14 protein-coding genes are annotated in these 14241 nt (G+C 62.0%); 10 read left to right on the top strand and 4 right to left on the bottom strand.

The genetic code is table 11. From position 1 onward, the window contains the following. Positions 1–4: 4 nt before the first annotated feature. On the bottom strand, positions 5–292 hold the full coding sequence (locus OUZ52_RS06780; RefSeq protein WP_266157621.1) for a hypothetical protein: 288 nt from the start codon (positions 290–292) through the stop codon (positions 5–7). Positions 293–436: 144 nt separating this feature from the next. On the opposite strand from OUZ52_RS06780, the gene OUZ52_RS06775 reads away from it, so the two are divergent. Beyond that, positions 437–562, top strand: a complete 126-nt coding sequence (locus OUZ52_RS06775) for a hypothetical protein (protein ID WP_266157620.1) — start codon at positions 437–439, stop codon at positions 560–562. Positions 563–960: 398 nt separating this feature from the next. Here the strand turns inward: OUZ52_RS06775 and OUZ52_RS06770 are convergent, their stop codons facing one another. From OUZ52_RS06770 to OUZ52_RS06760, 3 genes are all read right to left on the bottom strand, one after another. Beyond that, the gene (locus OUZ52_RS06770; RefSeq protein ID WP_266157619.1) at positions 961–1392 is read right to left on the bottom strand and encodes a hypothetical protein; all 432 of its coding nucleotides are present in this window, start codon (positions 1390–1392) and stop codon (positions 961–963) included. Positions 1393–1716: 324 nt separating this feature from the next. Continuing rightward, positions 1717–3006, bottom strand: a complete 1290-nt coding sequence (locus OUZ52_RS06765) for an HD domain-containing phosphohydrolase (RefSeq protein ID WP_266157618.1) — start codon at positions 3004–3006, stop codon at positions 1717–1719. Further along, positions 2978–3145, bottom strand: a complete 168-nt coding sequence (locus tag OUZ52_RS06760; RefSeq protein WP_266157617.1) for a hypothetical protein — start codon at positions 3143–3145, stop codon at positions 2978–2980. Before OUZ52_RS06760 ends, OUZ52_RS06765 begins: the two co-directional genes overlap by 29 nt. A gap of 179 nt (positions 3146–3324) precedes the next feature. Between OUZ52_RS06760 and OUZ52_RS06755 the strand changes: the two genes are divergently transcribed. The 9 genes from OUZ52_RS06755 (at position 3325) to OUZ52_RS06715 (ending at position 14235) form a co-directional block, all read left to right on the top strand. Next, positions 3325–4095, top strand: a complete 771-nt coding sequence (locus OUZ52_RS06755; protein WP_266157616.1) for an alpha/beta hydrolase — start codon at positions 3325–3327, stop codon at positions 4093–4095. A 267-nt stretch (positions 4096–4362) separates the two neighbouring features. Then, positions 4363–5619: a patatin-like phospholipase family protein gene (locus tag OUZ52_RS06750; RefSeq protein ID WP_266157615.1), complete on the top strand. Its 1257-nt coding sequence runs from the start codon at positions 4363–4365 to the stop codon at positions 5617–5619. A gap of 338 nt (positions 5620–5957) precedes the next feature. Continuing rightward, the gene (locus OUZ52_RS06745) at positions 5958–6770 is read left to right on the top strand and encodes a hypothetical protein (RefSeq protein ID WP_266157614.1); all 813 of its coding nucleotides are present in this window, start codon (positions 5958–5960) and stop codon (positions 6768–6770) included. A 397-nt stretch (positions 6771–7167) separates the two neighbouring features. Continuing rightward, positions 7168–7779: a hypothetical protein gene (locus OUZ52_RS06740; protein ID WP_266157613.1), complete on the top strand. Its 612-nt coding sequence runs from the start codon at positions 7168–7170 to the stop codon at positions 7777–7779. Between the two features lie 199 nt (positions 7780–7978). Beyond that, positions 7979–8398: a hypothetical protein gene (locus OUZ52_RS06735; protein ID WP_266157612.1), complete on the top strand. Its 420-nt coding sequence runs from the start codon at positions 7979–7981 to the stop codon at positions 8396–8398. Positions 8399–8470: 72 nt separating this feature from the next. Next, positions 8471–9067 (top strand): TolC family protein, encoded by a 597-nt coding sequence (locus OUZ52_RS06730; protein ID WP_266157611.1) that lies wholly within the window; start codon positions 8471–8473, stop codon positions 9065–9067. Positions 9068–9188: 121 nt separating this feature from the next. Beyond that, complete coding sequence (locus tag OUZ52_RS06725) at positions 9189–9734, top strand: TolC family protein (RefSeq protein WP_266157610.1); 546 nt, start codon at positions 9189–9191, stop codon at positions 9732–9734. Further along, positions 9731–11029, top strand: coding sequence for an efflux RND transporter periplasmic adaptor subunit (locus OUZ52_RS06720; RefSeq protein ID WP_425493808.1), 1299 nt, complete (start codon positions 9731–9733; stop codon positions 11027–11029). Before OUZ52_RS06725 ends, OUZ52_RS06720 begins: the two co-directional genes overlap by 4 nt. Beyond that, the gene (locus OUZ52_RS06715) at positions 11026–14235 is read left to right on the top strand and encodes an efflux RND transporter permease subunit (RefSeq protein WP_266157609.1); all 3210 of its coding nucleotides are present in this window, start codon (positions 11026–11028) and stop codon (positions 14233–14235) included. Before OUZ52_RS06720 ends, OUZ52_RS06715 begins: the two co-directional genes overlap by 4 nt. Positions 14236–14241 lie beyond the last annotated feature (6 nt).

Here is a 14241-nt window from a genome sequence, read left to right as displayed (position 1 = left end):
GTTTTTAAGGTCTTGGATCTACGGCGGCGAAGACCTCACCCCGCTCAAGCAGCAGGCCGCCGCTGGCGATGGCGCCATCGGCGCCGGGCAGATGGGCGAGGCCAAAGCCGCGAACGCGCGCGCTATAAGGCAATGGCTGCCGTCGTTGCAGTCGTCGGTCGACGGATGGCGCGAATCGCCAGAACCTGCTGCCGCCCGCCCCATAACGGCTATCCCAGCCACTGGCAACAGCCCGCGCGCATATGGCGCGTGGGCTTGCGATCACAGGAATACAGACGGCTTCTGCTTTCATGCGGCGACTTCCCCAGACCCTCAACCGGTTTGACGGAAAGCAGCGACATCCCGGGCGCCGCCTGATGCGCGCGTCCCTAGCCCCTCCCCGCCCCTCTCAAAGTCATTCAGATCCCTCACGGCCACTATGTGACCAGGATCACTCTTGACTTGGATCGATCTAAATCCCCTGGGGCGGATTAACGCGCTGAAGACTCAAGCTGTCACGCTGCGACGCAAAAAACTCAGCGTCGGATCCATCGGGTTTCGCGCCAGCCAGGTCGCCAAGTGAGGGCTATATCCGCGATGAGGCGACGACTGTCCCGCTACGAGTACGAGTTATCGGGACTGAATCGCCGATGGCGTTGATGCTCGGATTCCTCGGCGTACCGGCCAAGGAATCCGAAAATAAACCATGTCACGCAAATAGCCGTCCGTGTCGACTCACTAAACATTTGTACAGAAATCTGCGTAAAACCTCGCTCTCTTTAATCATGGCGATTCCGATCACCATGAACATGAGCGTGGTTAATCTCTGATGCGAACAGTGAAAGGCAAGGTGCTGGTGTCGATCCGTGGCTACCCAGCCACTGGATGTCCTCGCCCAGTTCAGGGCCGTCCACCACAGAGCAGGCCCTCTATGGAGCAGGAAAGCCGTCGACCTCCATCCCTGAGATCGACTGTTCCGGCTTATTTTCCTGCGATTTCCGCCTCACAAAATTGCTTTATTTCGGCCACCTTGGCTGCATAGTAGTCGCTTCCAAATTCATCCTCAGCTTCTTCAAAGGGATGGCTCTTTGCGGCTGACAATATTTGATTGCACTTATCTATCGCCTCCTTGAAGGCTCCAAGCTGATGTGCCATGAACATGGCAAAATGTAGCTTAGGCTGTAGTGAGCTCGCGTCCGCCTTTTCGGATAAAAGGTAATATTCGAGACTCCTATCTATCTCGCCCTCAAGAAAGAAGATATCGGCTACGCGTTTCAACAAGAAAGCCTTTTGATAGGTCGTATCGCCGAAGTCCTGTATGGACCGCATCAAAGCAGCTCTGGCCTCAGGATAATCTTCAGCCCCAAAGAGCCTCATGTAATCCAGATAGTTCGTGTTTTCTGAAAAATTCACGACATGTACTCACAATCTAAATGGTTTTGAAGACTCACCCGGTCGATACAGCAAAAAGCCATCTCGACGATTTGCTCGAACATGCATGTACCAACAAAGTGAGCACTACAGAACGTAAGTCTTGCAAGTACGAGGAACCCGCAGGCCCATCGGCAAGTCGCTTCCTTCCCTGGCCTGTCTGGCCCTGCCAGTGGGTTGCATCACGCAAGACCGCACTCAAAACCGTATACGCCCTGCACTCATCTCACGCGCATTACCTATCGGTCTTGAAGCCAAAGTACGTATTGTCACCACTTACCACTATTGCTTCTGCAAGCCCTAGCGCTACAGCAAGCCCAGCTGAGTCGCTTTTAGCGTAGCGGCCGCACGCGTTGAGCACTCCAGCTTGCGGAATACACTTTCAACGTGGGTGCGCACGGTGCTGGGGCTGATAGCGAGCTTCTGTGCGGCGAGCTTGTTGCTTGCGCCCAGGCTGATGCAGCGAAGCACGTCCCGCTCACGCTCGGTAAGAAGACCGGCCGATGGCGCCGCTGGCAACCTGGCAGCTGAAGCACCTGGCCTGGCCACAAGCACGCGAACAATGTCGACGTCATAGCGGCCTGCCTGGGCCTCGGCCATCAGCAGTTGGCTGGCAGCGTGTTCCGTGTGCGCCTCGCGCCAGGGGCGCGCCGCACGCAGTGAAACCAGCGCCGCCGCCGCCGCGAGAATGCGCCCTTCGAACGGGATGCTGACTTCTTTCACTTCGCGGAAGTAACCCGATCCATCCGGCCGCTCATAGGCATACGATGCGACCTCGGCCTCACCTGACAGCGAACCGATCTGGCGCGCGGCGCGGCCGGTCCAGTACGGCACCAGTCGCACCCGCTCCCACGCTGACTGCGCCAGCCGGCCCGGCGTGTCCCACACCATGTTAGGTACCGAGGCCCGCCCCATGCCGTGGATCAGCGCAGCCCGATAAACACGCTGCTGGCTTGCTTCGTTCAGCCCCAGCTGGCGCGCGGCATGACGCGCCAGCTGAGCTACGTCACGCGAATACCCGGTCATCCAGGGCAGCTTCAAGTCGATCACATGGGCCAGGATCTCCAGCGAGGTCGTGCGACCTGCCAGCGTCGCGTCCAGCGAGCATGGGCCGGACCATGTCGGGTCTTGCTCAAGCGCCGATAGCCACGGCTGCGCGTGCTTCAATAACACGTTTGCGAGGCTTCGCGGATACAGCACATCGGCCCGCTCATCGATGACCCGGCATGCCCGCTCGATACCGTACAAGCGATGGAAGATGTCGAGGTCACCGGCCAGCGAGGCCATATAGACGGCCATGGGAACCTGATCGCCACGCAGGCCATCCGGTGCGCCCGTGCCGTCATGGCTTTCGAACAGATGCTGCAACGCGAACTGGGTTTCGTCATCCAGTTGCAGCTGTGCGGCGATGTCGCCCGATACTTCGCAATGGATACGCGACAGTGAGAGAAAGGCCGAGCCCTTGCCGCGGCTGCCGTGACGAAAGCCACTGCCAGGGGACTGGATCGCGAGCAAGGCCTTGCGACCGCTGACGTCGTCGCCGAACAGCTGGGCGAACTCCGGCGCATTAGCGGTACAGCATGCACGCGGCGTCATCCGCACCGGCTTCGCGGGCGAGTTGTCCGGCCATCCACCCGGCCCGCGGCGAGTGATCGGTAGGCTGGCCCATGGCGAGGTCGCCCACGAAGGCGAGCGAGCGGATCACATCCAGCAGGGCAACGGCAGAGTCATCCATGGCGTTCATGGCCGGTAGACAAGGGATGGGAAGTCTAGCGCCGCCACTCCCGCGCAGGCCTCGGTCATTCAACCGATGGTGCGCGCAAAAGGCAGACGGCAATCTGTGTTCCAAGGCTGGTTCACCCGCCCCTCCGACGAAACACCGACCCGTATCACTACCCGCTGCTGGAGAATCCCATGAAACTGAAGACCCTTGCGCTCGCTGCGGTTGCCGCCCTGTCCCTGGCCGCTGGCGCCTATGCCGCCGAACCCACCCCGGCCTCACCCGCCGTCAAAAATGTCGTGCTCGTCCACGGTGGTTTCGTCGACGGTTCCGGCTGGCAGCAGGTCTACAACCTGCTGACCAAGGACGGCTATAACGTCAGCATCGTGCAGAACCCGACCAGCTCGCTGGCCGACGACGTAGCCTTTACCCGCCGAGTGCTGGAGCAGCAGACCGGCCCGGTCATCTTGGTGGGCCACTCTTATGGCGGCGCCGTCATTACTGAGGCGGGCAGCGCCGACAACGTCAAGGCACTGGTCTACATCACCGCGTTCGCTCCCGACGCCGGCGAATCGGTGCAGACGCTGATCTCGCACCCGGCACCCGGCGCGCCGGTGCCGCCGATCCTTCCGCCGAAGGACGGCTGGCTGATGCTGGACCATGCCAAGTTCGCCGCCGCGTTTGCCGGCGACCTGCCGCCGAAGGCAGCCCAGTTCATGGCCGACTCTCAGGTGCCGTGGAATGTCGCTGCGCTTGGCGGAGCGATCTCCACGCCGGCATGGAAATCCAAGCCCAGCTTTTATCTGGTGGTTGACGGCGATCACATGATTCCGGTGGAAGCGCAGCGAGCCATGGCCAAGCGCGCCAACGCCACCGTCATGAACACCAAGGGCAGCCACGCCATCTATGTGTCGCAACCGGCCGTGGTCGTGAAGCTCATCGAAGCCGCCGCCAAGGTCAAATAAAGGGCAACAGCGCGGCGACGTCGGTGCGTGCTGCCGGGCCGACACCTCGGGTATCGCGTGCCGACCAAGCGGGATGAATCAAGCAGGAAAAAAAGTACCCGGGATAGAGGCGCCATCAGGATCTATGATGGCGCCGTTCGACCACCGAATGGCATTGCAGGGCACACCCACGGCGGATAGGCGACATAGCTCGTCTATTCGCCGTGGGTGCAGGTACCCACAAAATGAGCGCTACCGAAAGTAGCGTTGCGAGCTCAAGGAACACCCATGCATATCGGCAAGTCACTGCTTTCCCTAGTATGCCTGGTCCTGCTGGCCGGTTGCGTCACGCAAAGCCGTCAGCCGCCGCCACCGACACTCATCTCCAGCGCCTTGCCTGTCGGCTTCGATGCCAACGTACGTATTGTCACCACCGACCGGTCCCGCTTTTCCACCAGCTCGCCGCCGCTTATTCAAGGATTGCGACGCGCCGCACATGGCGGCGCGGTAAATATCCTGGCGTTGTCGGGCGGCGGCTCCGGTGGTGCGTTTGGCGCCGGCGCCCTCGCCGGCATGAGCCGAGGGAACGCCCGTCCCGATTTTCAGCTGGTTACCGGAGTGAGTGCCGGCGCCTTGATCGCGCCGTTTGCGTTCCTCGGCCCCGCATGGGATCCGGCACTGCAAGATGCCTTCGGCGGTGAGCGGAGTTACTTGATACATTCGGCGACATCGAGTTTTCTGGCCCGGCTGGCCTTTCCTTCCGGCATGGCAAACCACGGGCGGCTGTACGAACTCGTGGATCACTTTGTCACCCCGGAGATGGTCGCTGCGGTGGCCGCCGAAACCTTGAAAGGGCGAAGGCTGATCATCGCCACGACTGATCTCGACAAGCGCGAAACGGTGCTCTGGGATATGGGGGTTATCGCCGCGCGCGGCGACGCTGCGGCCAGGCTGCTATTTCGCGATGTGCTGGTCGCCTCCGCAAGCGTGCCAGGCATGTTTCCACCGGTCATCATCCACGTCAGCGATGGGCTTCATTCCTACGACGAACTGCATGTGGATGGCAGCGTGACCACGCCCTTGTTCATCACCCCGCTGGTCGCCGACATCGTATCGACGAGTCTCGATCAGCTGAACGACTCGAACGTCTATGTGATCGTCAACAGCCAACTGGCCAGCCCACCGCATAGAACATCGCTGCAGACTCCGCAGTTGCTCGGCCGAAGCTTCTCGGCGCAATTGATGTACAAAACCAAGGAAACCATTGCCTTTATCGACAGCGTGGCAAGAGAGCATCACATGCATCTTCGCATTGCCGTGATACCGGCAGACTATCCAGATCACAGCTTTGCCGATTTCCGTCCGAAGAGCTTGCAGCGGCTGTTTGACTATGCCGCCGACTGCGCCGCTCGCGGAAGGCTTTGGGCAACCCCGGCAGAAGGCGTCCAGCGGGACCAGGTCGCCGTTATGGGTGACCCACATGCCGCGGCGTCTTGTCCAGGTTTGGCCACCACCGCGTCTGACCAGGATCGCGCCACTCAGTGACCCGATAGCAGAATAACGCCCGGTCGGCTGGCTCTTGTTGCCTGGGCACGGCAACCCGCTACCCCAGCGGCTACGATGACAGCCACCCGCTAAAAGTACGGCGTGACTAAAGCTGCGCAGATATCGTTTACTCTTCAGCGCGGCAAAATCTCTGGCCTTGTATTTAATCCTACTGACGGTTCGCGAACGGTGGCTTGATGAACGACAACGGCAAGCCAGCTCGAGGCCCCGAGCGCAATCGCTCCTTCGGTCACGATCGGAATTCGTTTGAACCCTTAGGCCCTGAATGCACGCGAATCGCGGTCAAGCTGCCGATGCCAGCCGCCGACTTGGAGAAGGTGGCAGACCTGCTCCAGGGACGCCCTGAAATCACGCTTCACTTTCACAGCTGGCCAGGCGCAGATCTTGAGTTCCTCAAGTATTTCCCCGACGTGCGGCGCCTGAGCGTGCACTTGTGGAACCTCGAGGACATCAGCGGATTTTCGTATCTGCAAAGCCATCTCGAGCTGCTCAGTTTTGGCAGCACAAAAAAACGGCATTCGCTAAATTTCCTACAAGGCATGCCCACGCTCGAGACACTTTTTCTGGAAGGCCATAGCAAAGACATAAGCAGCATCAGTCGCCTCACGCGACTCACTTCGCTGGCGCTGCGGCGCATGACGCTGCCGAACCTTTCCATCCTGGCGCCGCTAGGCGAATTGAGCAGCCTAAGCCTGTTGCTGGGGGGCACACGGAATCTCGTACATCTGGCGGATCTGCCCAAGCTGGAAACACTCAACTTGCTGCGGGTCAACCTGTTGGACGATTTATCCATCCTGGCCAAGCTCAAGCCCCTCAGGCGGCTTGATCTCGATTCGATGCGCAACGTCACCTCACTGCCGCGCCTGGACTCGCTGACGCGTCTCGAAGAAGTAACCCTCGAGACCATGAAGAGTCTTACCGCGCTCTCTGCCGTAGCGGCCGCACCTGCCTTGCGCCGGCTGACCATCGCAGGCATGCCACAGCTCGACGTCGACGCCTTCCGCTGCCTGGTCGATCATCCAAGCCTGCAAGAGCTCCGTTTGTGGAGCAGCCTTGAAGGCGCGGTGAACCTCAGAAAATCGGTGCGCGAGGCCGTCAAGCAGCTGCTGCCGAACGTCACCAAAACCTGATTGATAGCTAGCGCCACTCGCCTCGATCGATATCGAATCCAGCCATCCAAACGTGCAACCGCACTTGGCATCGAAAAGCAAACCGGCAGCCCTCGCTCGGGCGACTGTCTTCCAGCGGTAATCTGTCGACCCTATTTGTGACAAGCTCGCAGCCATTCACGTATACGCCTTGCCAGCGCGCTCTTGCCATCGAGCGACGACCGCTACGCAGATCATGGAAATGGGCAATCCGTGCCACTAGAATCACGCGGCCATGTATCGGCTGACCGTAAGCCCATCTGGGGAAATAAACTGTAAGTCGATAACTAAAGAGTGCCGACGAAAGCTTCGCGGCACGCTTAAAACATGGCGGTTAATCACATTTCATAACGCAGGAATACGAACAAGGAGATTCTTCATGATGAAGCAGATCGTTCGCAGCGTTTATGCACTTGCATTGGCTTCCGCCGTCGTCACGCCGGCGATCGCCAGTGAGTCCGTGGCACCGGGTGGCGGCACTTACTTGACCGGCGCGATCAGCCTGGCCGTGGTCAACGCCAGCTCGCAACAGGCCGAGTATTCGGCAAGTTGCACATTTAGTGCGCATGCCAATCTCAATCCGCTCGATGCCACCTTCACCATCGATAGCGTGGCTTTCTCGCAAGAATGCGGGCAGGCCGCGGGAAGCGGTGGCGTGGCCGGCACCGTGGTGGCAGCCAGCCTGCCGTGGCATGGCACGACCAGTGCCGCGCAGGGCGGTACCCCCGGCCCTGCGGCACGTATCACCGGGGCGGAAATCATGATTACCGGCGCCGGCTTCGGCCCGGTCTATTTCGCCGATTGCCAGGGTGGCATGAGCAATCTTTATTGGACGAATGGCGGTTCGCAACTGAAAACGGTGACCGGAGTCACTTGGTTTCCCTCAATGTGGGATGGGCTTGATCGCTTTGGAAACACGACCAGCGGCAGAGTGTGTTTTGCCGACGTATCGTTGTATGTCTCACCATTCCAGACATTCACTTCGCAGTGATGCACGTCGTGGCCAGCAAGCCGACGGCCACCTCCGTTTTATTTAGCATCCGTTTTATTTAAGTAGCCTTTCATGATCGTGAGGGGCGTGATCGTGAGGGGCATGGAAATCTCCATGCCCCTTACTCAGCAGAAAGCACCCTGCCACTTCATCACCCCTTGACAGGACCCAGATCCAGCTGCGCTATGATGCGCGCACCATGTCCAAGCGCCACCACCTCAGCCGCCGTCAGCGTATCCTCTGGATAGCGACCGTGCTGTTTTGCCTGTTGTTTCAACAGCTGGCCATGGCGAGTTATATCTGTCCGCTACCGGCGGCACCGGCAAATACGGCCTTGACCGGTGACTGTGCCGCCATGGCGGCGGCCTCGAAAGCGCCATCCGCGTCCAAGCAAATCCATTCGAGTCTGGATGCTCGATGCGCGGAACACTGCAGCAACAACACGACCTCGACACCGGATGCGCGTGTACCGATGGTTCCGCCGCTGCTGTTGCCTCCCGTACCGCCTACCCTGCTGGGAACGATCGCGCATGCACCTGAGCATGTCACGTTGCCAGACCTCGCGTTGCGCCCGCCCGATCTACCGCCCACGCTGCGGTTCTGCACCCTGCTGATTTAGCCCTCGATCGCTAGCCACTCGATGGTCATGCCTGCGTGCATGGCCCATACGGTTTTGTGATCGGAGCCTTCCATGTTTTCGCATCGAATGTGCACGCGTGCCTTGCTGGCACGCCGCTGGCTGTGCCGGTTGTCGGCCGCCATGTTTTTCTTCGCCACCCAGGCCTGGGCGGATGACCCCGCGAAGGCCCTGACACTTGCGGCCGCGACGCGGCAAGCCGTTGCTCAAGCGCCGTTGCTGCAGGCGCGACGTGCCCAGCAGACGTCCGCCCATGAGGAGGCTGGGCGCGCCGGCGCCTTGCCAGATCCTCAACTCACCGTGGGTATCGACAACCTGGCCATCCAAGGGCCAGGTGCGTTTACCGCCGGTGGTGACAGCATGACCATGCGCACCGTCGGGCTTAGTCAGGTGCTGCCGTCGCAAGCCAAGCGACAGGCCCAGCGTGAGGCTGCCGGGGCCAATGTCGATCAAGCCGCGTCGACGACAGCGATGACTCGCCTGGCCATCGAGCAGCAAGTGGCGGCGGCCTGGATTACGGCATGGGGCGCGCAGCATGAGGGCGAGATGCTGCAAGCCATGCGGCGCGAGTGGGCGGTGGACGTGGTGGTGGCCGAAGCACGCTTGCGCGGCGGCACCGGCTCCGCCGCCGACGTACTCGCCATGCATTGACGACGCAAGCTCGCGCGAGGCCCAGGCACGAGCCGCCCTAGGGCGATGGTTCGGCGCTCCAGTCAATCAACCACTCGCTGACGCGCCCGACTTCAGCCTGCTCGCCCATGACGAGCGCAGCTTGCTGACCAGTCTGGATCAACAAGGCAACCTGCTGGACTGGCCAGCACGCGAACGCGCCGCCGAAGCTGCCCTGGCGATCGCTCGAGCCGAGAAACACCCCGAGTGGAACGTCGGCTTGAATTACGGCTCCCGTGTTCGAGGCTTGTCCGACATGGTGTCGCTGCAGCTCGGGGTGAGCTTGCCGTTGTTCACGCGCAATCGGCAGGACCGCGGCATCAGCGCGCGTGCCGCCGATCTCGATGCGGTTCGTGCCGAGCACGATGATGCACGGCGGCAGCAAGCCGAAGCCGTGCAAGCGGCCTGGGCGCAATGGGACGCACTGGCAAAGCAAACGCGTCGTCATCTCAACGAGCTACTGCCGCAAGCCAACGATCGTGCCGCGCTGGCCTTGGCGGCCTATCGCGGTGGCGGTGATATCCAGCCGCTGCTGGAAGCGCGTCGCGATGAAATCACTCACCACACCGACTACGCCCGCATGCTGACCGAATACGGCCGCGCCTGGGCAGCCCTGACCTACTTGCTGCCTGAAGGGGATACCCCATGAAACGCGCACTGTTGATTCCCTCCGTGTTTGCGGGGTTGCTGGTTACCGCGATCGGTGCGTATTGGGCAGGTCGCCACCATGGCAATGCGGCAGCATCATCCGCGGACCATCCAGATAGCACCGCGTCGCCAGCGCCTGCGGCAAGCGCCAAGGTGCTCTATTGGTACGACCCGATGCTGCCGGAACAGCATTCAGATAAGCCAGGGCTGTCATCCATGGGCATGCAGATGGTGCCGAAGTACGCCGATGGCGGTACCGACACCAACACGGTACGCATCGATGCCGCGACCGTGCAAAACCTCGGCATACGCACGGCACCGGTCGAGCGCCGGGTGTTGGCAGCGACGGTGCAAGTGCCCGGCACGGTCAGCTGGGATCTGCGCCAGGCGGTGATCGTCAGTGCCCGCGTAGACGCGGTGGTAAGCAAGCTGTATGTGCGTGCACCGTATACGAGCATTGCCGCGGGTGCTCCGTTGGCCGATGTACTCGCGCCGCAGTGGAGCAGTGCCGTGGCCGAATCCCAGGCCTTGCAGCACGTACAGTCGGCCGAAGCCAAAGCCTTGCGCGCTGCCTCGCAACAACGCCTGCAGGTGCTCGGCCTGTCGTCGATGGATGCTCGTGCGATAGGGCGCGGCGGCCAGATCACCTTGCATGCCCCTCAGGCCGGCGTGATCAGCACGCTGGATGTGCGCGAGGGGCAGCGCGTCACTGCCGGCCAGACCATGATGACGATCAACGGGCTGTCCACGGTATGGGTCGAGGCAGCGTTGCCGCAGGCTGTAGCCGGCACGGTGCATGCGGATATACCCGTGACCGTCCGCGTCGATGCGTTACCAGGGCAAGTCTTTCGCGGCCACGTAGAAACCTTGCTGCCCGATATCGACATGACCACCCGTACGCAGCGTGCGCGCATCGTGCTGGCCAATCCGCAGGGCGCGTTAAGCCCCGGCATGTTTGCCACCGTGCAGCTCGACCCCACACCCGGCAAGGCCGTACCGGTGGTGCCCGACGATGCGCTGATCGCCACCGGTGATCACACCCGGGTCATCGTCGCCGAAGACGGTGGACGCTTCCGCGCCGTGGCGGTAAGCATCGGTCGTGCAGCGGGTGGCTATACCGAAATTCTCGATGGCCTCATCGGTGGCGAGAAAGTGGTGGTGTCCGGTCAGTTCCTGATCGATTCGGAAGCCAGTCTGTCGGGCGCGCTGGAGCGCTTGAATGACCCCATGCCGAAGCCGGCAGCCGCGACCAGCGCGCCGATGTCCGGTATGAACATGCCAGGAGAACAACCATGATCGCCGCGCTCATCCGTGCAGCGATCAAGCACCGCGTGTTCGTGCTGCTGGCTGCGTTGGCGCTGGCCCTGGCCGGCGTATTCGCCGCGCTGCACACACCGATCGATGCCTTGCCGGATCTATCCGACACCCAGGTGATTATCCGCACCAACTGGTCGGGCCAGTCGCCTCAGCTGGTCGAGGATCAGGTCACCTATCCGCTGGCGACCACCATGCTCTCGGTGCCGGGGGCCAAGACGGTTCGTGGCTACTCGTTCTTCGGCGACTCCTACGTCTATGTACTGTTTGACGACAACACGGATCTCTACTGGGCGCGTTCGCGCGTGCTGGAGTACTTAAGCCAGGTACGCGATCGCCTTCCCGCAGGCGTGAGTCCGACGCTGGGCCCGGATGCGACCGGCCTGGGCTGGATCTACGAGTACGCCTTGATCGATCGCACCGGGCAACATGATCTGGGTCAACTGCGTGGCCTGCAGGATTGGTTCCTGCGCTACCAGCTCAAGACCGTACCGGATGTCGCCGAAGTGGCGAGTCTGGGTGGCATGGAGCGCGCCTGGCAGGTCGTGCCCGACCCGCAGCAACTCGCCGCCCGCAGCATCACGGTGACCCAACTCATCGAGGCGATCCGCGCCGCCAACGGTGCGAACGGTGGCTCGGTGATCGAGCAAGGCGAGGCGGAATTCATGGTGCGCAGCGAAGGCTACCTGCGCAGCCGCGAGGATTTCGAGCGCGTACCGATCACCGCCAACGCTGGCGGCGTGCCGGTACTGCTGCGCGATGTCGCCACCGTACGGCGCGGCCCCAGCTTCCGCCGCGGCATCACCGAACTGGACGGCCAGGGCGAAGTCGCCGGCGGCGTAATCGTGCTGCGTACTGGCAAGAACGCCAAGGCGGCGATTGCCGCCGTCAAGGCCAAGCTCGCCGAACTTCAACACAGCCTGCCGGCCGGCGTGGAGATCGTGCCGACCTACGATCGTTCGCAGCTGATCGATGCGGCGGTGGAGAACCTGTGGGGCAAGCTGCTGGAGGAATTCCTCGTCGTCGCGCTGGTCTGCGCCCTGTTTCTCGGCCATCTGCGTTCGGCGCTGGTCGCCGTGATCACCCTGCCCTTAGGTGTGTTGACCGCCTTTATCGTGATGCATCTGCAAGGCGTCTCGGCCAACCTGATGTCGCTTGGCGGCATCGCGATCGCGATCGGTGCGATGGTCGATGCCGCGGTGGTGATGATCGAAAACACCCACAAGCACCTGGAACATTGGCGCGACGCCCACGATGGGCAGGAGCCCCAGGGCGCCGCGCGCTGGGCGCTGGTGGGCGAGTCGGCCACCGAGGTGGGGCCCGCGCTATTCGTCAGCCTGTTGATTATCGCCTTGTCGTTTGTGCCGGTGTTTGCGCTGCAAGGCCAGGAAGGCAAGCTATTCAAGCCGCTCGCTTTCACCAAGACTTATGCCATGGCGGCGGCAGCCGGACTTGCCGTGACCCTGGTGCCGGTATTGATGGGATATCTAGTGCGCGGGCGCATCCGCGCCGAACACGACAACCCGCTCAATCGCGGCCTGATGGCGCTGTATCGGCCGATCTTGAATGCGGTGCTGCGTTATCCAAAGGCAACCTTGATGCTGGCCGCTGCCCTGCTGCTCAGCGCCGCGATGCCCTTGAGCCGGCTGGGCAGCGAATTCATGCCGCCGATGGACGAAGGCACGCTGCTGTATATGCCGACCGCCTTGCCGGGCTTGTCCGCCGGCAAAGCGTCGCAGTTATTGCAGCTCACTGATCGCATGATCAAGACCGTGCCCGAGGTCGATCACGTATTCGGCAAGGCCGGACGCGCGGAGAGCGCCACCGATCCGGCGCCGCTGGAAATGTTCGAGACCACCATCACCTTCAAGCCGAAGCATCAGTGGCGGCCAGGCATGACGATGGCCAAGCTCAAGCTCGAGCTGGACAAGGCCGTGCACGTGCCGGGACTGACCAATCTGTTCGTGCCGCCGATCCGCAATCGCATCGACATGCTGGCGACGGGCATCAAAAGCCCGATCGGCATCAAGGTGCTCGGACCCGATCCATCCTCCTTGCAGACGGTGGCCGATCAAATCGAAGCCATGGCCAGGAAAGTACCCGGGGTCAGCTCCGCGATCGCCGAGCGCGCGGCGGGCGGCCGCTACGTCGATGTGCATATTCGCCCCGATGACGCAGCGCGCTATGGGTTGACCCAACAGCAAGTGCAGGCACTGATCGCGACCTTGGTGGGCGGCGATCCGATCGGCCAGACCGTCGAAGGGCGGGAGCGTTATCCGATCGTGCTGCGCTATCCGCGCCTCGCACGTGATTCGGTGGCGGCCTTGCGGCAGTTACCCATCGTCGCCGCCAATGGTGCTCAACTCACGCTCGGCCAGGTCGCCGACATTACGCTGGCTGTGGGACCGCCGATGTTGAAGAGCGAGAACGGCCAGCTGGCCACCTACGTCTACATCGATACCAACAGCGGCGACACCAACAGCGGCGATACCGGCGGCCGTGATCTCAGCGCCGTCGTTGCCGATCTGCAACGCGCGGTGTCACAGCAAGTGACGCTGCCGCCGGGCATCACGGTGGCGTGGTCGGGTCAGTTCGAATATCTGGCCAGTGCCATGCAACGCCTCAAGCTGGTGGTGCCGATCGCGCTGGTCATCATCTTCGGGCTGATCTACGCGGTGTTTCGTCGCGCGATTGAAGCCGCGATGATCATGGCCAGCGTGCCGCTCGCCCTGGTCGGCGGCCTGTGGTTGATCTGGCTGCTGGGGCATGCCGTGTCCGTGGCAACCATGATCGGCTTTATCGCCCTCGCCGGTGTCGCCGCCGAGTTCGGCGTCGTGATGTTGCTGTACCTGGACCAAGCCTGGCAGCGACACCTCGCGCTTGATCCGCAGGCCGGCCCCGCCGCGCTGGACGCCGCGATTCGCGAGGGTGCCGTGCAGCGTGTGCGGCCCAAAGCGATGACGGTGGCGGTGATCCTCGCCGGCCTGTTCCCGATTCTTCTTGGCCACGGAGCCGGCTCCGAAGTCATGCAGCGCATCGCCGCACCGATGATCGGCGGCATGGTTACCGCGCCGTTGTTATCCATGCTTGTCATCCCCGCCGCGTTTCAGCTGCTGATCTCGTATCGATTGCGCAAGACCGGCGAAACAAACGTGGCCCGCACCCCTCAGCCAGGAACATCTCCATGAACATGA

The sequence above is a fragment of the Dyella silvatica genome, from assembly GCF_026283955.1.
GTDB lineage: Bacteria > Pseudomonadota > Gammaproteobacteria > Xanthomonadales > Rhodanobacteraceae > Dyella_C > Dyella_C silvatica.
Note: the sequence above shows the minus strand (reverse complement) of the source record. Positions and strands in the feature narration are given on the sequence as shown.